This is a genomic window from Streptomyces sp. AgN23 (assembly GCF_001598115.1).
GTDB classification, from domain to species: domain Bacteria; phylum Actinomycetota; class Actinomycetes; order Streptomycetales; family Streptomycetaceae; genus Streptomyces; species Streptomyces antimycoticus.
The window spans coordinates 4,518,844-4,541,844 of the sequence record NZ_CP007153.1; the positions used below are offsets into that span (position 1 = coordinate 4,518,844).

Genomic DNA, 23,001 nt, shown 5'->3' on the forward strand with positions numbered 1-23,001 from the left:
TCACCCGGTAGCAGCACATCCCACACCCGGACCTCACCCCAGGCCCTCACCATGAGCTTCCACCCCAGGCCCCGCCCCCAGGAGCCCCCTCCCCCGTCTCCTGAGCCCCCCGCATCCCCTCCGGAGCCAGCATGCCGCGCAATCACCGCCCCGGCCCGCCTCCCCGTGTCAGCGTGATCGTCCCCGCCCGTGACGCCATGCCCGGGATCACCCGGGCCGTCACCTCCGCCATGGAGCAGACCCTCGGGCTCAGCCGACTCGACATCATCGCCGTGGACGACGGATCGGCCGACGGCACCGCGGAGGAGCTGGAACGGCTCGCCGCCGGCTGCCCCTCGCTCCATGTCGTCCGCAACCCCCACCCCTGCCGCGGCGGCGCCGGCGGCCCCCGCAACACCGGACTGGCCCGCGCCCGCGGCGACTTCGTCTTCTTCCTGGACGCCGACGCCCGCCTGGCGCCCGACGCGCTGCGCCGCATGGTCGCGATGGCCGACCAGAACGGCACCGACGTGGTCCTGGGCAAGATGGTCTCGCCGGACGGTCGCGGCGTCCCCAAGGCGGTCTTCCGCCACAACCAGCTGCGCACCGATGCCCACAGCTCCCACGCCTACGCCACCCTGGAGCCCTGCAAGCTCTTCCGCCGCTCCCTGATCGAACGGCTCCGGCTGCGCTTCCCCGCCCACCTCCACCACGGCGAGGGCAAGCCCTTCACCGCGGCCGCCTATCTCAACGCCTCCGGCATCTCCGTCGTGGCCGACTACGACTGCTACCACCTGGGCCCCGGCCGGGGCCGCAACGCCGCCGGTCTCGCCGACCGCGTCGACGCCATGCGGCCGCTGTTCGAGACCGCCGCCCGGCACACCCGGCCCGGCACCCGCCGCGACACGGTCATGCTCCACCACATCCGGCGGGAGCTGTGCCCGGCGCTGCGCGCACTGCCGCGCGAGGACGAGGCCGAGGCCCGCGAGCGGTTCCTGCCCGAGCTGCGCCGATGGGCGCTGGCCCACTGCTCCGACACGCTCTTCCCCATCCTCACCGCCCCCGAGCGGCTGATGGTCCATCTGCTGCGCACCGGCCGATTCGAGGATCTGCTGTCCGTCGTGCGCAGCGCCAAACGGGACGCCCGGTGCGGCCATCTGGTCGAGAAGGGCAGCGTCTACTGGCTTCACCCCTTCTTCCGCGACCCCGACGCCGAGATCCCCGACGCCTGCTTCGACGTCACCGAACGGCTGCCGGTCCGCCACCACCTCGCGGGCGCCGCCTGGCACGGCCGCAGCACCCTGCGGGTGCGCGGCCGGGCGGCCATCGACGGGTTGGAGACCGACCCCGAGGAGGACCGCGCCGAGCTGGTGCTGCGCCGCCGCGAGGCACGGGACGAGGTGCGGATCCCTGCGGTGGCCACGGCGGAGGACGACCCGGCGGAGTTCGCGGCCGATGTGAACATCGCCGCCGCCGACGGCGGCGCACCGCTGCGCCCCGGCGTCTGGGACGTCTTCCTCGACGTCCGCGCCCAGGGCATCAGCCGCACCGTGCGGTTCGGCAACCGCCATGACGACACCCTCGACATCGGCACCGCGCGCCGGGTGGTGGCCGCCGGGCCCGGGCTGCGCGCCCGGGTCACGCCGTACTTCACCAGCCCGTACCGCAATCTCTCCCTCGACATCGGCCCGGCTCCGCGCGGCGCGCCCTGCGAGGTGACCGAGGCCGTATGGCATCCGTCGGACAAGGGCACGCTGATCGTCGCGGGACGGCTGCTGCCGCCCGGTACCCCGGCGCGCGGGCGGCTGCTGCGGCTGCGCGCCGAGCACGCCGACGGACGGGTCTTCGACCATCCGGTGCGGTTCGCCGCGGGGCATCCGGCGGGTGCCTTCACCGCCCGGCTGCCGGTGCGGGACCTGGGCCGCGGCCACTGGACGGTGACGCTGGCCGTCATCGGCCCGGGCGACCAGGCCCCGGGGCACCCGGCGCCCGCCGCGCCCGTACCGCCGCCCGCCCGGCTGCCCGGCGCCCGCTGGGTGCGCCGCGGCCGTCCGTACTACGCCAAGCCGCTGACGGGGCGTGGCGAGCTGACGCTGGAGCTGCGGGTGGCGCCGGTCCGGCTGCTCGCCGCCGTACGCAACCGCCTGCGGTGGTGACGAGCCATCGCCCCGCTCACCCCCGCAACCGCCGCCGCACCCCCGTGGCGACCTTGATCGGAGCCACCTCCAGGCCGAGGGCCCGGGCCGGGCCCAGCGCCACCGGCTTGGCGTAGTACGGACGGCAGCCGAAGCGGAGCCAGCGGGTCGCGGCCAGCCGGTCGAAGTACGGCACGGCCACGGCACGGCGCGGCGCGTCCTCGCCGGGTCCGTCCATGATCAGCATCAGCGTCCAGCGGCCCGTGCCCAGCCTGCCGACCGGCAGCCGGGCGGTGAAGACGGACGAGGAGCCGCCGGGCTCACAGCACACCGGCAGTTCGTGCACCGTGCCCGTCCCGCCCTCGGCGCGCAGCAGCAGCGTCCCGCCGTCCCGTGCGGCCTCCTCGGTCAGCCGTCCGCCGACCAGCAGGGTGCTCCGGGTGCGCCAGAGGGTCCGGAGCACCTGGCAGGGCGGGTCGAGGGGATGGGCGACCTCGCCGACGTCGAGCGAGAGATTGCCGTACGGGGTGTAGTACGGCACCACCACCTCCGCCCCCTGGGACGTGGTGACGCGGCGCCGGGAGGGATGGGTGACCTCGCCGCCCTCGCGGTGGTTGCCGAACCGCACCGTACGGCTGACGCCTTGGGCGCGGACATCGAGGTAGATGTTCCACAGCCCGCGCTCCAGTGGGCCCCCGCCGTCGGCGGTGGCCGGGTCGATCTCGGCGATGAAGCCCGCCATCTCGTACCGCCGTCCCTCCCCCGGCAGCGGGTTGGCGGAGAGGCACGGCGTGGTGGGCAGCCGGACCTCGGGGCGGTCCGCCCGGTACTTGCGCAGCACGATCTCGGTGGCCGGGTCCAGGGCGTCGATGTCCTCGATATAGGCGTGGCCGGCCAGCCGCAGCGACCCTCCGTGCCAGCTCGCCGCCTCCAGGTAGTGCTGGACCGGCAGCCGGTCGGTGACGTCGAAGCAGACGTCGGGAACGGCGGCGGCATGGTCGCGGAAGAACGGATGGAGCCAGTAGACCCGGCCCTTTTCGACGAGATGGCCGCGCCGCCCGTCCCGCCCCGCGTTCCGGGCCACGGTCATCACCTCCTCGAAGCGGTCGGCGCGCAGCAGCTGGATCAGCAGCCGGTCGGGGGCGTCGAGCCGCTGGAAGAGGGCGTCGCTCACCCAGGTCCTCGCCCAGTGCCGGAACTCCGGGAAGAACCGCTCCCGTGCCTCCCGTTCGCTCTCGCGGGGCAGCAGGGCACGCAGCGGACCGCACAGCTCCCACTCCACATGGCGGCGCATGATCTGGTCCCGGCGCGGGCCCGGTTCCAGATAGCGGGCCACGGTCTCGAAGCACAGCCGGGTGCCGTCCATGCGGTGGGCGAGATCGGCGGCGGTGAGGGTGAGGTTGTTGCGGTTCTCGCGGTAACGGACGTAGTAGCAGTCGTAGTCGGCGACCACCGAGATGCCGGAGGCGTTGAGATAGGCGGCCGCGGTGAACGGCTTGTCCTCGCAGTTGCGGTACGGCGGGAAGCGCAGGTGCAGCCGCTCGATGAGGGAGCGCCGGAACAGCTTCCACGGGCCCAGGGTCAGATAGGCGTGGGAGGAGAAGACGTCGGTACGGGGCTGGTTGTGCTGGAAGACCGCCCGGGGCACGGCCCGTCCGCCCACGGACGCGATCTTGCCCAGCACGATGTCGGTGCCGTGGGCGTCGGCCATGGCGACCATACGGCGCAGCGCGTCCGGCCCCAGGTAGTCGTCGGAGTCGAGGAAGAAGACGAAGTCGCCCCGGGCGTGGTCCAGTCCGGTGTTGCGGGGTATGCCCGCGCAGCCGGAGTTCTCCTGGTGGATGACGCGCAGCGCGGAGCAGGTGCGGGCGAGCCGCTCCAGCTCCTCGCCGGTGCCGTCGGTCGAACCGTCGTCCACCGCGATGATCTCGACCCGGTCCGGGCCCAGGGTCTGGTCCATCGCGGAGGTGACGGCGCGGGTCAGCTCCGGCAGGGCGTTGTAGGCGGGGATGATCACACTGACACGAGGTCGGGATGGAGAGGGCATGACGGCCTCCTGACTCCGGGCTCTCGACGGGGCGGGGGTCGGGGTCGGGGGTCGGGGTGGGGGGTCGGGGTCACTCGGCGGTGAGGACACCGCCGCGCGGCCCCGCCGGGGCGCAGTCGCCACCGGCCGGCAGGGGCCGCGTCCGTGGCGCGGGCGCGAGAGGGAGCGCCGTGTCGTCCTGGCCCAGCATCAGGGTCCGTACCACCCGTTCGGCCGCGTGGCCGTCGTCGAACGGGCAGAAGCGGGCCCGGAAGGCGGTGCGCAGCGCGCTCGCGTCCGCGTCGCACCAGCGGCCCTCGCGGAAGACCTCGACCAGCTCCCGCCCGGTGCGGGCGACGGCTCCCGGGGTCTCGCCGGGGGATCCCGAGAGGAGGTCGAAGTAGACCCCGCGGGAGGACCGGTAGATGTCCCAGTCGTCGGCGTAGATGACGATGGGGCGGTCCAGGAGCGCGTAGTCGAACATCATCGACGAGTAGTCGGTGATCAGCGCGTCGGCCGCCAGGCACAGTTGCTCCGCCGACGGGTGGTGCGAGACGTCGATCACCAGCCCGGCCTCCTGGAGCCGGGAGAGATGGTCCTGCGGCCGGTAGGAGTAGTGGGCCCGCACCAGCAGCGTGATCTGCGGACCGAGTTCGCGGCTGAGCCGCTCCAGGTCCAGCCGGGGGGTGAACCCCTTCTGGTAGTCGCGGAGGGTGGGGGCATAGAGGAGGGCGGTGTTCCCGGCCGGGATGCCCAACTCCCCGCGGATCCGCCGGATGTCCTCCTCCGACGCCGTGAAGAAGACGTCGTTGCGCGGATATCCGTATTCCAGCAGCCGGTACGCGGCGGGGTAGACCCGCTCCCAGATCTGGCTGGAGTGCGGATTGGAGGAGAGGGCGACGTCCCAGCGGTCGATGCGCTTGAGCAGATTGCCGAAACTCATGCCGCCCGCGGCGGCCGGATAGTGCTGCTGATCCAGCCCCATGCATTTGAGCGGAGTGCCATGGAAGGTCTGCAGATGCACCGTGCCCGGCCGTTTCACCACCTCATTGGGGAAGTTGACGTTGTTGATGAGGTATTTCGCGCGGGCCACGGTGCGATAGAAGTCACGGGTGCCGGTGACGACATAGTCGACGCCTTCCGGGAGGGACTCGATCTCCGACTTCTTGACCGCCCACACCCCGCGGATCTCCGGTGCCAGCTCCCGCGCCTTGTAATAGATCGCCCCCGGATTGCACAGCACCCCCCGGCCCCAGTACGCGGAGTAGACGGCCAGCTGGGGGTCGACCGGGCGCTGTCGGTGCAGCCGGTACAGACCCCGCTTGGCGCGCGCGGCCAGGGGCGGCCGGACGGTCCGGCGCAGCTTGCGGGCCCCGGCGGCCGCCCGTACGCCCAGTTCCCGCTCCCGGTAGCGGAGGAAGGAGCCGGACGCCAGCGCCTCGAAGCGCCAGCGGCCCTCGACCGGCGGGGTGAACCCGGCGGGCAGACGGCGGCGATACCACGCGGCGGCCCGTCCGAAAAAGCGCGGCCGGTCCGCCGTCGCCACCCGGGACGTCCGGTCCAGGCAGAACAGGAAATGCGAGATGGCCCGTTCGAAGAGCAGCGGGCGCAAAGGGTCCAGACGCGGGTGCTCGTCGAGGAAGTCGAAGAGCCGGGCGTACTGCTGGAAGATGACGAAGTGCTTCTCCCCGGGGCTTGCCGTACTGGCCCCGACCCGCCGCTGCCGGTATTCCAGGCCCACCAGATCGACACACGCTATTCGCCGCGCGGTGAGCATCGTCTTGTACGAGAGCAGGGCGTCCTCGTAGATGCCGTCGCTGAACGCGAAGCCATGGCGGGTGTAGAAATCCCGGTGGTAGACGCGGTTGGACGACATCGCGAACAGCCGCAGGAATTCCGGGCGTTCGACGACGGAGAAGACATCGGTGCCCGCCGAGGCCAGCAGATCCCCGAAGAGGCTGGGGGCCCTCCGCTCCGACCAGTAGGTGCGCACATGGTTGAAGTAGAGGATGTCCGGGTCATGGGTGAGGGCCAGCCGGTCGGCGAGGCCCTGGAGGGTGCCCGGGGCGAGGGTGTCGTCCCCGTCCAGGAAGAGCAGATAGTCCCCGCGGGCCCGCTCGACACCGGCGTTACGGGCCTGGCCCGGCCCGGAGTTGACCCGCTGGTGCACGGGCACGACCCGGCTGTCGCGCGCCGCGTACGCGTCGATGATCGCGCCGCAGTGGTCCGGCGAGCAGTCGTCGACGGCGACCACCTCCACGTCCCGACACGACTGGCTCAGCACGGAATCCAGGCAGGCGCTCAGATAGCCCTGGACGCGATAGGCGGCGATGACGATGGTGAAGCGGGGCATAAGGCTCCTCGGGACGCGACGGCGGTTCGAGGTGCGAAGCACTCACTGACCACCCACGCTAGGTGGGTTCGTCCCGGTATGCCCGTTCGGTCGTTGGACGGGCGCCCAAGCGGGTGACAAACGCCCCCGGCGGACATGAAGTCCGCCGGGGGCGCCAAGAGCCGCCTTCCGCCGAGCGTCAGCTGTGGGTGCGCAGCAGCGTCCGCATCGTCCGCATCGCGACCGACAGATTGGCCAGGTCGAAGGTCTCCGAGGACTGGATCTCATCGAGCGTGGTGCGCGCACGTTGCAGGATCGCGGCGTTCTTCTCCTCCCACGCCTTGAAGCGCTGCTCGGGCGTGGAGCCGCCGTTGCCCACCGACAGCACATCGGAGGTCAGGGCGGCCTGGGCCGCGTACAGGTCCTCGCGGATGGAGACCCGGGCCATGGACTGCCACCGGTCGGCGCGCGGCAGCTCGATGATCCGGTCCATCAGCTGGCTGATCCGCAACCGGTCGGCCAGGTCGTAGTAGACCTCGGCGACCGCCAGCGGCTCCTTGCCGGTGCGGTCCGCGATGGCGACGATGTCCAGCGTCGGGAAGGCCGAGGAGAAGCCCGCCACCCGGGTGGCCAGGTCCTCCGGGACGCCCGCCGCGGTGATCTCGTCGTAGATCCGCTGGTACCACTCGATGTCGGAGCCGCGCAGCAGCTTGGGCATCTGCGCCCGGACCGCGGCGACCCGCTCACCGAAGAAGTCGATGGTCTCGGCGAGCTCCAGCGGCTGCGGCCGGTTGTTGAGCAGCCAGCGGGTGCCGCGCTCGACCAGCCGCCGCGAGTGCAGCCGCATCCTGGTCTGGATGTCGGCGTCGACGACCGTGTCCAGCGCCTCGACCTCGTCCCACACCTGGTTCAGCTCGAAGATCGCGCGGGCCGCGGTCTGGGCGCGCACGACCTCCTCGGTGGAGGCCCCGCTCTCCTCCCGCATCCGGTGCAGGAAGGTCGTCCCGGCGGTGTTGAGCGTGTCGTTGACCAGCACCGTGGTGATGATCTCGCGCCGCAGGGCGTGGCCGTCGATGTACTCGGGGAACCGCTCGCGCAGCGCCTGCGGGAAGTAGGCGTGCAGCAGCCGCTGCAGATACGGATCGTCGGGCAGCCTGGTGGTGATCAGCTCGTCGGCCACCGTGATCTTGACGTAGGCGAGCAGCACGGCCAGCTCGGGCTGGCTCAGACCGCGCCCGGCGGAGAGCCGCTCACGGATCTGGCGGTCGGTGGGCAGGAACTCCAGCGCCCGGTCCAGCCGGCCCTCCCGGCCCAGGCGGCGCATCAGCCGCTGGTGGGCGTGGAGCAGGCTGGGGGCCTGGACGACGGAGTTGGCCAGGGCCACGTTCTGCGCGTAGTTGTTGCGCAGCACCAGCGCACCGACCTCGTCGGTCATCTCGGCGAGCAGCTTGTTGCGCTGCTTGAGGGTGAGGTCGCCCTCGGTGACCAGCGCGTTGAGCAGGATCTTGATGTTCACCTCGTGGTCGGAGGTGTCCACACCGGCGCTGTTGTCGATCGCGTCGGTGTTGATCCGGCCGCCGTTCGCGGCGAACTCGATCCGGCCCAGCTGGGTCAGGCCCAGGTTGCCGCCCTCGCCGACGACCTTGACCCGCAGGTCCTGGCCGTCCACCCGGATCGCGTCATTGGCCTTGTCGCCGACATCGCCGTGGGATTCGGTGGACGCCTTGACGTAGGTGCCGATGCCGCCGTTCCACAGCAGGTCGACCGGGGCCTTGAGGATCGTCTTCATCAGATCGGCCGGGGTCATCTTGGCGACCCGCTTCTCGATGCCGAGCGCGGCCCGCACCTGCGGGGTGATCGGGATGGCCTTGGCGGTACGGGGGTGGATGCCGCCGCCCGCCGACAGCAGCTCGGTGTTGTAGTCCTCCCACGAGGAGCGCGGCAGCTCGAACAGGCGGCGGCGCTCGGCGTAGGAGGTGGCCGCGTCCGGGTTGGGGTCCAGGAAGATGTGCCGGTGGTCGAAGGCGGCGATCAGCCGGATGTTCTCGCTCAGCAGCATGCCGTTGCCGAACACGTCACCGGACATGTCGCCGACGCCCACGACCGTGAAGTCCTCGGTCTGGGTGTCATGGCCCAGCTCGCGGAAGTGGCGCTTGACCGACTCCCAGGCGCCGCGGGCGGTGATGCCCATGCCCTTGTGGTCGTATCCGGCGGAGCCTCCGGAGGCGAAGGCGTCGCCGAGCCAGAAGCCGTACGACTGGGCCACGTCATTGGCGATGTCGGAGAAGGTCGCGGTGCCCTTGTCGGCGGCGACGACGAGATAGGTGTCGTCCCCGTCGTGGCGGACCACGTCCTTGGGCGGCTCGACCTGGCCCGCGACCAGGTTATCGGTGATGTCGAGCAGACCGGAGATGAAGGTCTTGTAGGAGGCGATGCCCTCGGCCATCCAGGCGTCGCGGTCGACGGACGGATCCGGCAGCCGCTTGCCGACGAAGCCACCCTTGGCGCCCACCGGCACGATGACGGTGTTCTTCACCATCTGCGCCTTGACCAGGCCGAGGATCTCGGTACGGAAGTCCTCACGCCGGTCGGACCAGCGCAGACCACCGCGCGCGACCTTGCCGAACCGCAGATGCACACCCTCGACCCGCGGCGAGTACACCCAGATCTCGTATGCCGGGCGGGGCGCGGGCAGATCGGGCACGGCCTGCGGGTCCAGCTTGATCGACAGATACTCGTGGGGCTTGCCGTCCCCGTTGCTCTGGAAGTGGTTCGTCCGCAGGGTGGCCTTGATCAGGGTGAGGAACGAGCGCAGGATGCGGTCCTCGTCCAGCGAGGCCACCTGGTCCAGCGCCGCGTCCAGCTCCTCCAGCAGGGCGTCGGTCAGCTCCACGCCCGCCCGCTGCCGCTCCGGCGACATCCGCGCCTCGAAGAGCGAGACCAGCAGCCGGGTGGTGTGCACATTGTTGCGGAGGGTGTCCTCCATGTACGACTGGCTGAAGGTGGAGCCGGCCTGCCGCAGGTACTTGGCGTAGGCCCGCAGCACCATCGCCTGCCGCCAGTCCAGCCCGGCGCCCAGCACCAGCTGGTTGAAGTTGTCGCTCTCGGCCTGGCCGGTCCACACCGCGGCGAACGCGTTCTGGAACCGCTCACGGGCGTCGTCGGCCAGCGCCTCGCCCTCGCGCAGGGGCAGCCGCAGCCCGAAGTCGTAGACCCAGGCGGTGGTCTTGTCCGAGCAGCGCAGCTCGTACGGGCGCTCGTCGACCACCTCGACGCCGAGGGTGTTGAGCACCGGGAGCACCGCGGACAGCGAGATCTGGGCCCCGGCCCGGTAGATCTTGAAGCGGCGCTCGGCGTGGGCCGCGCCCACCGGCTCGTAGAGGCTGAGCCCGAACTCCTTGCCCTGGTCCTTCAGCCGCTCCAGGTGCTGGAGGTCGGCGACGGCACCGCGCGGAGTGTGATCCGCCTTGTACCCCTCGGGGAAGGCGTGCTGATAGCGGCGCAGCAACTCGGCCGCGCGCTCCTCGCCGGCCTCGGAGACCAGCGCCTCGGAGAAGCCGTCGGCCCAGGAGCGGGCGGCCTCGATCAGCCGGCTCTCGATCCGCTCCACATCGGCGTCGGTCAGATCGGGCAGCTCGGTGCCGGGCTGGAGGCGGACCACGAAGTGCAGCCGCGAGAGCACCGACTCGGTATGCAGGGCGGTGAAGTCGACCGGCGGGCGGCCGTTCAGCTCCTCCAGCAGGATGTCGGTCAACCGCAGCCGCACATCGGTGGTGAAACGATCACGCGGAAGGTAGACCAGCGCGGAGTAGTAGCGCCCGTACTCGTCCTGGCGGAGGAACAGCCGCAGCCGGCGGCGCTCCTGGAGGTAGAGCACGCTGGTGACGATCGAGCGGAGCTGGTCGACCGGGGTCTGGAAGAGCTCATCGCGCGGGTAGGTCTCCAGGATCTGCAGCAGATCCCGGCCGTCGTGGCTGTTGGGCGCGAAGCCGGCGCCCGCGAGCACCTCGACGACCTTGCGGCGGATGACCGGCACCCGGCGCACCGACTCGGTGTACGCGGCGGAGGAGAACAGCCCCAGGAAGCGGCGCTCGCCGATCACATTGCCCTCGGCGTCGAACTTCTTCACGCCGATGTAGTCGAGGTACGAGGGGCGGTGGACGGTGGCGCGGCTGTTCGCCTTGGTGAGCACCAGCAGCTTGCGCTCCCGCGCCTTGGCGCGGGCGTCGGCCGGAAGCCGGTTGAAGGACGGCGACCCCGGGGCCCCGGGGCCGCTCTCGTCGCCGTCCTTGTGCTGCGGATCGGAGCGGAGGATGCCCAGGCCCGTGCCGGGCACGGCGGTCAGCACGTCTTCCTCGCCACCGGCCTCGGTGGGGACCTGCGTCAGCTCGTACTCGCGGGAGCCGATGAAGGTGAAGTGGTCGTCGGCGAGCCAGCGCAGCAGCTCACGGGCCTCCTCGACCTCCTCCTCGCGGACCTCGGCGGCCTTGGGCTCGTCCGGCAGGCCCTCGGCGAGGCGCAGCGCGGACTCGCGCATCTTCTCCCAGTCCTCGACCGCCTCGCGGACATCGGACAGGACGCGCAGGAGATCGGCGGTGATCTGCTTCAGATCGCCGCGGTCGGTCTCGCGGTCGGTCTCGACATGGATCCAGGACTCCACGACCGCGTCATGCGGCAGCTTCTTCTTCCTGGCCGGGCCGTCCGGGGAGACATCGAGCAGCTCGATCAGCTTGCCGGTGATGTCACGGCGCACGATCACCTGCGGGTGGATCACGACATGGATGCCGCGCCCCTGGCGGGTGAGCTCATTGGTGACCGAGTCGACCAGGAACGGCATGTCGTCGGTGACCACCTCGACCACGGAGTGGCTGCAGGTCCAGCCGTGCTCCTCGACGGTCGGGGTGTGCACACGGACGTTCGCCGTGCCCTGCGGACGCACCTCGGCGAGCCGGTAGTGGGAGAGCGCCGCACCGAAGACGTCGACCGGGTCGCGGTCGGCGAGGTCCTCCGCAGGCGTGTGCAGGTAGTAGTGCTGGAGGTATGCGGTCAGGGTCTCCGGTCCTGGGCCCTGAACCGGTTTTCCCCCGGCAGGGCTGTTCTCAGCGACCCGGGCGGCCCGTTCGAGCAACTCGGCCTTGGCTTCGTCCAGCTTGGTCTGCATGTCCTCTGGCTCCTGTCGCGCGCCGTTGCGTGACATCGATGGCGGTGGCATGACGCCGTGACGCGAAAAATCCGGTCGTTGACGACGGTATGCCGGATCGGGGAATGGCCGGGGTGTACTGGGCCGTAAGTGACCAAGAACCCACGCGCCACGGGTCAGCGGCGGCTCGGGCCCGGGGCCGGTGGGGCTCCGGGCGCGGAGCGAGGGCCTCGTTGCCCTCACGGACTATCGCGCTGATCACGCAGTAAGGCTATCGCTCCTCCCCAGGGGGTCGTCATGAGCCGTTCGTGTACAAAACCGAGCGCTGAAGTTTGACGAAATGGACAGCGACCACGGGCGCATGCGGACCGATGATGTGCCGGTCATGCCTTCTGGTCCGTCTGGTGCCGTCTGGTGCCTTCTTGCGCCCCCTTGGCAACGCGCCGGCGCGGATGCACCGTGATCGGGACGGTGGTAAGCGTGGACGTGAAGGTGGAGGTGGGCGGTATGAGCGGCACCGGCGGCACGGATGGCATGGGCGGCACGGGCGGCACGGGCGGCATGACTGCGAAGATCCTTCTGGTGACCGGCGACGCGGCCGAATCGCTGGAAGTGCTCTACCCCTACCAGCGGCTGCTCGAGGAGGGGTACGAGGTCCATATCGCGGCCCCGACCCGCAAGACGCTGCGCCTCGTGGTCCATGACTTCGAGGAGGGCTTCGACACCTACACCGAGAAGCCGGGCTACACACTCCCCGCCGACCTCGCCTTCTCCGAGGTCGACCCGGGTCAGTACGGAGCCCTCGTGATCCCGGGCGGCCGGGCCCCGGAGTATCTGCGCAACGACCCCGAGCTGCGCAAGATCTGCAAGGCGTTCTTCGACGCGGACAAGCCTGTCGCGCAGATCTGCCACGGCCCGCTGCTGACGGCGGCCGTGGGCGGCCTGAGCGGGCGGCGGGTCACCGCGTATCCGGCGCTGGAGCCGGACATGCAGGCGGCGGGCGCGGAGTACCAGGACGCGGAGGTCGTGGTCGACGGCTCGCTGGTCTCCTCACGGGCCTGGCCGGACCATCCGGCGTGGATGCGGGAGTTCCTGGCGGTGCTGCGGACGAAGGCGCCGGTGGTGTGAGGGGTGGTGGGGGGGGCCGCGGCGACGCGGGGGGCGCATGGAGGCAAGAGGGAGCGCCCGAGGCGGTGAAGAGCCCTGGACGGACGCCGAGGAAGCCCAGGACGGGCCCCGAGGAGCCCAGGACGAGCCTCCGGCTGGCCTCCGACCTACTCGTCGGCCATGCGCTCAGCCTCCCGGACGGCCTCCTCGAGCGTGTCCACGACCGGCACCCCGGCCGCCGCCAGACTGGCCCGGCTGTGCGAACCGCCCGTGTAGAGCACGGCTCGTGCCCCCACATGGCGTGCCGCCAGCGCGTCGTCCACGGCGTCCCCGATCACCACCATCCGCTGCGGGGGCACCCCTTCGAGCTCGGCGATATGGCGCATCATCTGCTCGGCCTTGCCGGTGTTGCTCTGGCCGACGCGGCCGTCCACCCGGATGAAATGGCGCTCGATGCCATGCGTCCGCACCAGCGGGACCAGATGCTCATGCGGGGCCAGTGAACACAGCGACTGGGTGAGACCCGCCTCCTGCCACTCGACGAGCAGCTGCCGGGCGCCGATCGCCAGCCCGGCGCTCTCGGCCAGCGTCCAATAGTGCCGGTGGAACGCCTCGTCCATGACCGCCCACTCCTCGTCGGTGGGCAGCCGTCCCATCAGCCGCTCATAGAAGCGCGGGACCGGGACGCAGTACAGGTCCCGATAGCGCTCGAGGGTGATCGGCGGCAGGCCGACCTCTCCGAACGACGCGTTCGTCGCCGAGATCACGGCGTCGATGTCGTGGAACAGCGTGCCGTTCCAGTCCCACACGAGGTGCGTCACGTGGTTCTTCCCCATCCCACGACCGTACCTGCCGGGTCCGACAGCGGTTCGCCTCCGGGGCGCAAAAGCCTCCCCCGGCTACCGCTGGGAGGTGCCCCCCTGCCGACGGTCGACCGTGCCCGGCCCTCGTTCCTCAGGGCCTGCGCGCTCTCCCCTCACTCGATGAGATTGGGGATCTCCTGGGTGGCGTACCAGAGCAGCTCATGGTCCTCGGCGCCGTCCACGGTGAACTGCGCGTCGTCGTCACCGAGGTCCGCCGCGCCCAGCGCGTCGGCGGCCGCGGCGATGTCGCGCTCGGCGTCATCGGCGTCCAGGTGCACGGCGGCGGCCTTCGCCAGCGGTACGGCGGCCTCGATCCGCACCTCGCCCAGCGCGGACTGATCCAGCCCCCGGTCCGGATCGGCGACCGCCTGCCCGTCGGGCACGTCCACGGCCACCACGACCCGACGGCGCGGCGCTTGCGGGTCGACGGCGAGCAGCCGCAGCGAGGCCTGCGCGGCCCGGCTCAGCGCCGCGTACTCCAGTTCCTCGATGTCGTCGGAGACGTACCACTCGCGGAGCGCGGGGGTGACCGCGTAGGCCGTCAACGGCGTCGGCCCCAGTTGGCCCTCCTTGTGCGCCTCGGCGAGAGCGGAGAGGGTCAGGGGGACGTAGACGCGCATGTCTGCCGCTTTCATCAGAGACCAATAGGCCCCCAGCATACGATCGCCCGTCCTGCGGCCCGAGCCTTCTGCGAAGGCCCGGTGGTCCCCTTTCGGGCGACGGGCTGCGACGGCGCCGCACAGAGCCCGGAACAAACCCGGCCCGCCCCCGCGACCAGGGGCGATGAGCGCCCGTATGCCCCAAATAGGTGAACCGCGGCATCGACCGAGACCAGAGGCCGCCTTCATTGCGGAGGCCGAAACCCCCTCGGTAGAAGACTCTCCGACGAAAGCTACCGCCCGGTATTCGACCGGGCCGGAGAGAACGGGGCGAGAAGCATGCGCGAGGGCGTCCGGGCGACGGATCGGACCACGACGACCGGGGAGAGCGTACGACGGCGCGCCGGCAGCGGACCAGGCCGAAGCGGCCCCCCACCCCGCAAAGACCCCCGCCGCCCCCGCACCACCCCAACAACGGCATCACCACCCACCACGACGTCGGCACCACCCACCCCAACCGCACCATGCGGCGCACCCACCACCAACCACGCCCCCACCCCACACGACGCAGCCACACCACCCACCCACACCACCCCACACAACACACCCACCACCAACCACACCCCCACCCCACACGACGCAGCCGCCCCGCGCACCACCACGCCACCCACAACGCCCACGCCCCTCACCGTCACCCGCGCCGCGGCGGTATCGCGCACTGCGGCCGTATCGCCCACCACCACAGCCGCACCCCACACCCCCACCGCATCCCGCGCCGCCGCCGTATCGCGCACTGCGGCCGCCGCCGCGGCGTGTCGGCAGCGGGACCGGTTGCCGCGCTACTGGTTCGCCAACCGGCTGGTGCTCACCCTCAGCGGTCAGCGCCCCGTGCACACCCTCCTCGGGCACGCCCTCCCGGCAGCCTACGACCGGCTGATCGAGCTCGCCCCACAAGCCCCGCTGCGCCCCGCCGGGGGGCGCGCCACAGCGCCCGTCGTGCGGCGCTGTGGCGAGTACCAGCCTCGGCACGGGGTTATCGAGGCGTTCGCCCGGATCGCCTCCGGAGACCGGCTCAGCGCGCTCGCGTTCCGGCTGGAGCTCGGCGCCGACGCCCGCTGGCGCTGCGCCGCCATCGACCTCGGCCCACTCGCCCAGGCGGTGTCCGACGGATCGTGACACCTGCGGCGGACTGCTCCTCTTCCCGCGGCATCGATGCGGCTCCGCCGCGCGGCAGGGCTCCGCCCCAGCCCCCGGCGCCCAGGGCGCGTTCGTTCCCGAAACCGGGGCTTCGCCCCAAGCTCCGGGGTCCAGGGGCGAGCCCCTGGTAACGGGAAGGGCCGGGGAGCCAGCCCAGCCCCTCCGGCGTTTGAGGAGCGCGATCGAGGGGCGGAGCCCCGGGGGCCGGGCCCCCGGTTGCGGGAAGGGGCGGGGAGCCAGCCCAGCCCCTCCAGCGTCTGAGGAACGGGGCCCAAGCCCCAGCGGGAGCCGGGGGCCGGAACCCGGTTTCCCAGCCCCTCCGGCGTCTGAGGAACGCGGTCCAAGGGCGAAGCCCCGGCGGAGGCCGCGGGGGCCGGGCCCCGGTTTCCCAGCCCCTCCAGCGTCTGAGGAACGGGGCCCAGGGGCGAAGCCCCGGCGGGAGCCGGGGGCCGGACCCCGGTTGCGGGAAGGGGCGGGTAGGGGAAAGACCCGCCGGACACGCCATAGACCCACAGCCACAACCACGCCCACGCCCACGCCCACGCCCACAACGCAACGCAACGGGCCGCGGCGCCGCACTCCCGCGCGGCACCCCGGCCCGTCAGTCAAACCAAAGCCCCGCCGGACTACTTCTTGCGGCGCCGCCCCTTCTGCGCCTTACGCCGCTCCGCCCGCGTCAACCCGTCGGACTCCGACCGAGGCGCCGGCGTCTCACCGTTGGGGAAGTCGCCCTCGACGACACCGCCCTCACCGTCCACCGTCGGGGCGGAGAAGTGCAGCCGGTCCGGCCGCTGCGGGGCCTCCAGGCCCTTGGCGCGGATCTCGGGGCGGCCCGAGGAGCCCGCGGCCGGCCCGGCGGGCGCGCCCGCCGGCACCGCGTCCTCCACATCCTTCGCGAGGGCGACCTTCTCGTCCGCCGCCTCGACCGGGACCTCCTCGACCTGCTGCTCGACCTGGACCTCCAGGTTGAACAGATAGCCGACGGACTCCTCCTTGATGCCCTCCATCATGGCCTGGAACATGTCGAAGCCCTCGCGCTGGTACTCGACCAGCGGGTCCTTCTGGGCCATCGCGCGCAGCCCGATGCCCTCCTGGAGGTAGTCCATCTCGTAGAGGTGCTCGCGCCACTTGCGGTCCAGGACGGAGAGCACGACCCGCCGCTCCAGCTCACGCATGATCTCGGAGCCGAGCTGCTCCTCGCGCGATTCGTACTGCTGGTGGATGTCGTCCCTGATGGACTCTTCGATGAACTCGGCGGTGATCCCGGCGCGGTCGCCGGCCGCGTCCTCCAGCTCCTCGACCGTCACGCTGACCGGGTAGAGCTGCTTGAAGGCGCTCCACAGCCGGTCCAGGTCCCACTCCTCGGCGAAGCCCTCGACCGTCTCCGCCCGCACATAGGCCTCGATGGTGTCGTCCATGAAGTGGCCGATCTGGTCCTGCAGGTCCTCGCCCTCCAGGACGCGGCGGCGCTCGCCGTAGATGACCTCACGCTGCCGGTTCAGGACCTCGTCGTACTTCAGGACGTTCTTACGGGTCTCGAAGTTCTGCTGCTCGACCTGCGACTGGGCGGAGGCGATGGCCCGCGTGACCATCTTGTTCTCGATCGGGACATCGTCCGGGACGTTCGCCATCGCCATGACGCGCTCGACCATCTGCGCCTTGAACAGCCGCATCAGGTCGTCGCCGAGCGAGAGGTAGAAGCGGGACTCGCCGGGGTCGCCCTGACGGCCGGAGCGGCCGCGGAGCTGGTTGTCGATCCGGCGCGACTCATGGCGCTCGGTGCCCAGCACATACAGCCCGCCGAGCTCCTTGACCTCTTCGAACTCGGCCTTGACCGCGGCCTCGGCCTTCTCCAGGGCGGCGGGCAGTGCGGCGGCCCACTCCTCGGAGTGCTCCACCGGGTCCAGGCCGCGCTGGCGCAGCTCGGCCTCGGCGAGGTCGTCCGGGTTGCCACCGAGCTTGATGTCGGTACCGCGGCCCGCCATGTTGGTCGCGACCGTCACGGCGCCCTTACGGCCGGCCTGGGCGACGATCGTCGCCTCCCGGTCGTGCTGCTTGGCGTTGAGCACCTCATGCGGCACCCCGCGCTTGGCGAGCTGCTGGGAGAGGTACTCGGACTTCTCCACGGACGTGGTGCCGACCAGGACCGGCTGGCCCTTCGTGTGCTTCTCGGCGATGTCGTCGACCACCGCGTCGAACTTGGCGACCTCGGTGCGGTAGATCAGGTCGGACTGGTCGATCCGGGCCAGGGGGCGGTGGGTCGGGATCGGGACCACGCCGAGCTTGTAGATCTGGTGGAACTCGGCGGCCTCGGTCATCGCCGTACCGGTCATGCCGGAGAGCTTGTCGTAGAGGCGGAAGAAGTTCTGCAGGGTGATCGTGGCGAGCGTCTGGTTCTCGTCCTTGATCTCCACCGCTTCCTTCGCCTCGATGGCCTGGTGCATGCCCTCGTTGTAGCGGCGGCCCGCGAGGATACGGCCGGTGTGCTCGTCGACGATCATGACTTCGCCGTCCATGACGACGTAGTCCTTGTCCTTCTTGAAGAGCTCCTTGGCCTTGATCGCGTTGTTGAGGTAGCCCACCAGCGGGGTGTTGACCGACTCGTAGAGGTTGTCGATCCCCAGCCAGTCCTCGACCTTGGTGACACCGGACTCATGGATGCCGACGGTGCGCTTCTTCTCGTCGACCTCGTAGTCCCCGGTCTCCTCCACGCCCTTCTGCGGCTCGGCGGCCTGGCCCCTGCTGAGCCGGGTGACCAGCTTGGCGAAGTCGCCGTACCACTTGGTGGCCTGGTCGGCCGGGCCGGAGATGATCAGCGGCGTACGGGCCTCGTCCACCAGGATCGAGTCGACCTCGTCGACGATCGCGAAGTTGTGGCCGCGCTGCACCAGCTCGTCCTGCGACCACGCCATGTTGTCGCGCAGATAGTCGAACCCGAACTCGTTGTTGGTGCCGTAGGTGATGTCGCACGCGTACTGCTCGCGGCGCTGCGCCGGGGTCATGTTGGCGAGGATGCAGCCGACCTCCAGGCCGAGGAACCGGTGCACCCGGCCCATCCACTCGGAGTCGCGCTCGGCCAGGTAGTCGTTGACCGTGATGAGGTGGACGCCCTTGTCCGACAGCGCGTTCAGATACGCCGGGAGGGTGCCGACCAGGGTCTTTCCCTCACCGGTCTTCATCTCGGCGACATACCCGAGGTGCAGCGCCGCGCCGCCCATCAGCTGGACGTCGTAGTGACGCTGGCCGAGCACCCGCTTGGCCGCCTCGCGCACCGTGGCGAACGCTTCGGGCATGAGGTCGTCGAGGCTCTCACCGTCGGCGTACCGCTGCTTGTACTCGTCGGTGAGGGCGCGCAGCTCGGCGTCGGAGAGGGACAGGAAGTCCTCTTCGATGGAATTGACCTGGTCCGCGATGCGGTGCAGCTTGCGCAGGATCTTTCCTTCGCCTGCACGCATGAGCTTGTTGAGGACGGACACGTAGGCTGGCTCCTTGCCGGTCGGGCCTGGCACGGTCGGGGTGCGCTGGCGCGGCATTGTCAAGGGGCGCAGGCCCCGCCGCAACGGCCATCGTAAGACAGACCCCGGCACGCCGGGAGGTCCGTCACCACGAGGACCGGATGTCACCTCACCGTGTCAACGCCCGAGAGCTCCCCCAGGTGCCCTCGAATTCACGGAAACCGCTCGCGGTGCGTGACGACGGCGGCGCAGACTCGGGACGCATGGAGCCTGTCACCCTCACCACCGAGCGCCTGATCCTGCGCCCCTTCCGGCCCATCGACACGGACGCGGTCTTCGCAGCCTGTCAGGACCCGGACATCCAGCGATGGACCGCTGTGCCCTCCCCGTACGAACGCGCGCACGCGGAGGACTTCACCAGCCGGCTCTGCCCGGAGAACTGGCGCGACGACGTGACCTACGACTTCGCGGTGGTCACCAAGAGTGACGGCACCCTCGTCGGCGCCATGGGCCTGGTGCGGCTGGCCCATCTGCGCACCCTCAAGCACCAGGCCGAGCTGGGCTACTGGACGGTCCGGGAGCACCGGCGGCGCGGCTATACGGACGAGGCGGCGCGGGCCGTGATCGAGTGGGCGTTCACCCGGCTCGGGGTGGAGCGCCTGGAGTGGAGCTGCGAGGCGGGGAACGAGGGCTCGCGGGCGGTCGCCCTCGGCGTGGGCTTCCGGATGGAGGGGACGGACCGCGCCCGGATCGTCCACCAGGGGACGCGGCGGGACGCCTGGCGGGGCGCACTGCTGCCCTCCGACTGGGGGCTGCCGTCGACGACGCCGTATCTGCCCTCCAAGGCGTCGGAGACGTCCAACGCACCTCAGGCTTCCGAGGCACCCGGCCGGGCGTCCACAGCGCCGTCAGCGGTCTGAGAGAGGCCGTAGGCCCCGGGGGCGTCGGGCGGGCGCGGGCGGGATCGGCGGCGTTGTCAGTGGGTGCTACTACGGTGGCGCGCATGACGAACGCCGCCACCGGGTCCGCCGTGGACCGCACCCCCGAGGCCACGCTCTCCGCCGACGAGGCGCGCCGGATCGCGCTGCGCGCCCAGGGGCTGCTGGGCGCGCCCGACCGGCGTGGCGGGGTGCGGGGCGTACTGCGCCATCTGGGTGCGGTGCAGCTCGACACGATCTCGGTGCTGGCCCGCTCGCATGAGCTGATTCCGTACGCACGGCTGGGCGCGGTCGGCCGTAAGACGGTCGAGTCGGCCTATTGGAGCGACACCCACGCCTTCGAGTACTGGTCGCATGCCGCCTGTGTGCTGCCGATCGAGGAGTGGCCGCACTTCGCCTTCCGGCGCCGCGCCTACCGCCTCCGTCCGCACTGGCACCACGAGCTGCCGGACGGGGTGTACGAGACGGTGGTGAAGCAGTTGCGCGCCGAGGGCCCGCTGACCGCGACGGAGCTGGGCGGGGCCAAGAACGGCGGACCGTGGTGGGACTGGTCGGCGGCGAAGATCGCGGTCGAGCGGGCGTTGATGTTCGGCGAGGTGGTGTGCGTCGAGCGGCGCGGCTGGAAGCGGGTGTACGACCTGGCGGAGCGGGCCGTGCCGGACGCGCTGCTCCATGACGACCTGGACGACCGGGAATGTCTGCGCAGGCTGGTCCGGCTGGCCGGGCAGTCCCTGGGCGTGGGCACGCGGGCGGATATCGCCGACTACCACCGGCTCAAGGGCGAGCAGGTGGACGCGGTGATCGCGGACTCCGGGCTGGTGCCGGTGGCGGTCGAGGGCTGGGACAAGCGGGCCTGGGCGGACCCCGAGGCGCTGGCCGCCCCGCCGCGCGGCCGGCACCGCACCACGCTGCTGTCGCCCTTCGACTCGCTGATATGGGACCGGGCGCGCACCGAGCGGATCTTCGGCTTCACCCATCGGCTGGAGGCGTATGTGCCCAGGCCCAAGCGGATCTACGGCTACTTCGCCATGCCGCTGCTGTCGGGCGGGCGGCTGCTGGGCCGGGTCGATCCGGCCCGCGAGGGGACGACCCTGGTCGCCCGGCAGGTGTCCCTGGAGTCGCCGAAGGCCGTGGCCTCCATGGCGCAGGCGCTGCGGGAGGCGGCCGAATGGGTGGGCTGTGACTCCGTACGGGTCGAGCGTGTCGACCGCCCGGAGCTCACCGCGGCACTCGCGGCGGCCGTCGCCTGAACCGCCCGGGCGGGCGCCCGGCCGGGGCTCCGGCTCATCCAGGGCTCCGGCTCATCCGGGGCTCCGGCTCATCCGGGGCTCCGGCTCATCCGGGGCTCCGGCTCGCCCTTCACCTGATCTCGAGGATCTTCTCCCGCATCGCATAGACCACGGCCTCCATCCTGGAGTGCAGCTGCAATTTCTCCAGAATGTTGCGCACGTGGTTCTTCACGGTGTTCTCGCTGATGAACAGCTCCTTGGCGATATCCCGGTTGTTCATTCCGGTCGCCACCAGCTTGAGCACCTCCAGCTCCCGGTCGGTGAGCCGGGGCGCGGGCACCAGCCGCCGCTCATCGGTGCGCTGGATCATCGACTTGAACTCGGTCAGCAGCTTGGCCGCCATCGACGGGCTGATCTGCGACTGACCGTCCGCCACCGCCCGGATGGCGGTCGAGACCTCGTCGGTCGAGATCTCCTTCAGCAGATAGCCCGTGGCCCCCGCCTTGATCGCGTCGTAGAGATCGGCTTCCTCATCGCTGATCGTCAGCATGATGATCTTGGCGCTGGGTGCCACCTCCTTGATGGCGGTGCAGGCCTCGATCCCCCCGCGCTTGGGCATCCGCACATCCATCAGGACGATGTCCGGCAGCAGATCCGCCGCCTTGTCCACGGCCTCGGCCCCGTCCCCCGCCTCGCCGATGACCTGGATGTCCTCCTCCTGGGCGAGGACGATCTCCAACCCACGCCGGAAGAGCGCGTGGTCGTCCACGACGAGGACCCGAATCGGCTCCTTGCGCGGTTCGCCGCGCGGCTCGCCCCCGTCCGGACCGACGCCATGGTGTTCCCCGGCGTCGGACACGGGCCCGAAGCTGTCCGCCATCGTTCCTCCCCCTGAAGGCCATGGCCCTTGCGGTCCGCACCCTGGATGCACTCGGTCTGGCGTCAACCGGTGCATTCGCTACACCGGTTGGCCGCCCGGCCATGATTTCATGCCCGGACGGCGGAATGTTCCTACCTTGGTCGCACGGCGGTGCCCCGGGGGCGCGCAGGCGCTCCGGGGCACCACTTACGTGTCAGGCCGGATTCGGCTGAATTTCTCGGTCAGCCGCCGAGTGCGCCACCGGCGCCGCCGGGTGCCTCTCCGACGAACGCTTCCGGCTGAAGATGAATCACCCCGTAGTCATAACCATGCCGCCGGTAGACGACGCTGGGCTGGTTGGTGTCGGAGTCGACGAACAAATAGAAGTCGTGCCCGACCAGCTCCATCTCGTAGAGAGCCTGGTCGAGGGTCATCGGAGCCGCGGCGTGGGTCTTCTCCCGGACCACCAGGGGGCCCTCGCCCTGGACTTCCAGGGGGCCCATCCGCGTGGTGGGGACGGTCTCCGTCGTGCGCTGGGGGGCGATATCGCCATGCCCGTTGATACGGGCCGCGTTGGGCACGGTGACAGCCACGTCGCTGGCCGGAATGCGACCGTTTCCACGGCGCGTATGGCGCTTGTCGTGCTGCTTGCGCATCCGTGCTTCCAGCTTGCTGGCCGCCAGGTCCAGCGCTGCGTACGGATCGGCCGCGGCGGCCTCCGCCCTGATCACCGGGCCGCGCGAGCGGAGCGTGATCTCCACTCGGTCGGCGCGGTCGGACTGCCGCGGGTTGTGCTCCTTGGACACCTCGACGTCGAGGCTGATCACCTTGCCGTCGAGCTTCTGGATCTTATCCAGCTTCAGCTTCTCGGCCACGTGCTTCCGGAACCGCTCGGGCACCTCAGTTTTACGGCCCTTGACGACGATGTCCACGCAGAACTCCGTTCCCGGGTAGCTCCAGTCAGTATCGGAGCGTCATCCCTTGTGCACTTGGCTCCGGCGTCCTCCGGAGCCATCGGCTTGGCGCTTTCAGCTCCTCCTTCCCACGGAGAGGATCTCAACCCCGTTTGTTCCAAGCCTCACCAGAATGCAGGCAAAACACGCCAAGCGGATGAGCGGGTCATAGCACCCGCCTTTCCTCAC

At 70.8% G+C, this 23,001-nt stretch carries 13 protein-coding genes; 5 read left to right on the forward strand and 8 right to left on the reverse strand.

Translation table 11 applies throughout. From position 1 onward, the window contains the following. Positions 1-131 precede the first annotated feature (131 nt). Positions 132-2,135 carry a glycosyltransferase gene (locus AS97_RS19420; protein ID WP_210565359.1) on the forward strand — a complete coding sequence of 668 codons (2,004 nt, stop codon included), beginning with the start codon at positions 132-134 and terminating at the stop codon, positions 2,133-2,135. A gap of 16 nt (positions 2,136-2,151) precedes the next feature. Here AS97_RS19420 and AS97_RS19425 read toward each other — a convergent pair whose 3' ends face one another. The 3 genes from AS97_RS19425 to AS97_RS19435 all read right to left on the reverse strand — a co-directional run bounded on the left by AS97_RS19425 (position 2,152) and on the right by AS97_RS19435 (position 11,633). Beyond that, a complete protein-coding gene (locus tag AS97_RS19425; protein ID WP_210565360.1) occupies positions 2,152-4,161 on the reverse strand; it encodes a glycosyltransferase family 2 protein in 2,010 nt (669 codons plus the stop codon). Positions 4,162-4,231: 70 nt separating this feature from the next. Further along, positions 4,232-6,493, reverse strand: a complete 2,262-nt coding sequence (locus AS97_RS19430; protein ID WP_125760359.1) for a bifunctional glycosyltransferase/CDP-glycerol:glycerophosphate glycerophosphotransferase — start codon at positions 6,491-6,493, stop codon at positions 4,232-4,234. Positions 6,494-6,671: 178 nt separating this feature from the next. Beyond that, positions 6,672-11,633 (reverse strand): NAD-glutamate dehydrogenase, encoded by a 4,962-nt coding sequence (locus AS97_RS19435; RefSeq protein ID WP_125760360.1) that lies wholly within the window; start codon positions 11,631-11,633, stop codon positions 6,672-6,674. A gap of 540 nt (positions 11,634-12,173) precedes the next feature. Between AS97_RS19435 and AS97_RS19440 the strand changes: the two genes are divergently transcribed. Further along, positions 12,174-12,740, forward strand: coding sequence for a DJ-1/PfpI family protein (locus AS97_RS19440; protein ID WP_125760362.1), 567 nt, complete (start codon positions 12,174-12,176; stop codon positions 12,738-12,740). A gap of 146 nt (positions 12,741-12,886) precedes the next feature. On the opposite strand, the gene AS97_RS19445 is transcribed toward AS97_RS19440, so the two are convergent. Then, on the reverse strand, positions 12,887-13,555 hold the full coding sequence (locus tag AS97_RS19445; protein ID WP_059149123.1) for an HAD family hydrolase: 669 nt from the start codon (positions 13,553-13,555) through the stop codon (positions 12,887-12,889). 140 nt (positions 13,556-13,695) lie between these two features. Beyond that, a complete protein-coding gene (locus tag AS97_RS19450; protein WP_059149122.1) occupies positions 13,696-14,202 on the reverse strand; it encodes a hypothetical protein in 507 nt (168 codons plus the stop codon). A gap of 810 nt (positions 14,203-15,012) precedes the next feature. Here AS97_RS19450 and AS97_RS19455 point away from each other — a divergent pair. Further along, a complete protein-coding gene (locus AS97_RS19455; protein ID WP_086709942.1) occupies positions 15,013-15,357 on the forward strand; it encodes an Rv3235 family protein in 345 nt (114 codons plus the stop codon). A gap of 647 nt (positions 15,358-16,004) precedes the next feature. On the opposite strand, the gene secA is transcribed toward AS97_RS19455, so the two are convergent. Then, complete coding sequence (gene secA / locus AS97_RS19460; protein WP_059149120.1) at positions 16,005-18,854, reverse strand: preprotein translocase subunit SecA; 2,850 nt, start codon at positions 18,852-18,854, stop codon at positions 16,005-16,007. Between the two features lie 242 nt (positions 18,855-19,096). Between secA and AS97_RS19465 the strand changes: the two genes are divergently transcribed. After that, entirely contained in the window at positions 19,097-19,753 is a 657-nt protein-coding gene (locus tag AS97_RS19465) for a GNAT family N-acetyltransferase (protein WP_107119392.1), read from the forward strand. Positions 19,754-19,836: 83 nt separating this feature from the next. Then, on the forward strand, positions 19,837-21,021 hold the full coding sequence (locus AS97_RS19470; protein ID WP_210565361.1) for a crosslink repair DNA glycosylase YcaQ family protein: 1,185 nt from the start codon (positions 19,837-19,839) through the stop codon (positions 21,019-21,021). Positions 21,022-21,130: 109 nt separating this feature from the next. Here AS97_RS19470 and AS97_RS19475 read toward each other — a convergent pair whose 3' ends face one another. Both AS97_RS19475 and raiA read right to left on the reverse strand, forming a co-directional pair. Continuing rightward, complete coding sequence (locus AS97_RS19475; RefSeq protein WP_059149118.1) at positions 21,131-21,880, reverse strand: response regulator transcription factor; 750 nt, start codon at positions 21,878-21,880, stop codon at positions 21,131-21,133. Positions 21,881-22,101: 221 nt separating this feature from the next. Further along, positions 22,102-22,791, reverse strand: coding sequence for a ribosome-associated translation inhibitor RaiA (gene raiA / locus AS97_RS19480; protein ID WP_059149117.1), 690 nt, complete (start codon positions 22,789-22,791; stop codon positions 22,102-22,104). Between the last annotated feature and the right edge of the window lie 210 nt (positions 22,792-23,001).

Coding starts and splice junctions, on each gene's coding strand:
- AS97_RS19440 (WP_125760362.1), top strand. CDS start 12,174: ATGACTGCGAAGATCCTTCTGGTGACCGGCGACGCGGCCGAATCGCTG.
- AS97_RS19470 (WP_210565361.1), top strand. CDS start 19,837: ATGACGAACGCCGCCACCGGGTCCGCCGTGGACCGCACCCCCGAGGCC.
- AS97_RS19450 (WP_059149122.1), bottom strand. CDS start 14,202: ATGCGCGTCTACGTCCCCCTGACCCTCTCCGCTCTCGCCGAGGCGCAC.
- AS97_RS19445 (WP_059149123.1), bottom strand. CDS start 13,555: ATGGGGAAGAACCACGTGACGCACCTCGTGTGGGACTGGAACGGCACG.
- AS97_RS19475 (WP_059149118.1), bottom strand. CDS start 21,880: ATGGCGGACAGCTTCGGGCCCGTGTCCGACGCCGGGGAACACCATGGC.
- AS97_RS19435 (WP_125760360.1), bottom strand. CDS start 11,633: ATGCAGACCAAGCTGGACGAAGCCAAGGCCGAGTTGCTCGAACGGGCC.
- AS97_RS19465 (WP_107119392.1), top strand. CDS start 19,097: ATGGAGCCTGTCACCCTCACCACCGAGCGCCTGATCCTGCGCCCCTTC.
- AS97_RS19430 (WP_125760359.1), bottom strand. CDS start 6,493: ATGCCCCGCTTCACCATCGTCATCGCCGCCTATCGCGTCCAGGGCTAT.
- AS97_RS19425 (WP_210565360.1), bottom strand. CDS start 4,161: ATGCCCTCTCCATCCCGACCTCGTGTCAGTGTGATCATCCCCGCCTAC.
- AS97_RS19420 (WP_210565359.1), top strand. CDS start 132: ATGCCGCGCAATCACCGCCCCGGCCCGCCTCCCCGTGTCAGCGTGATC.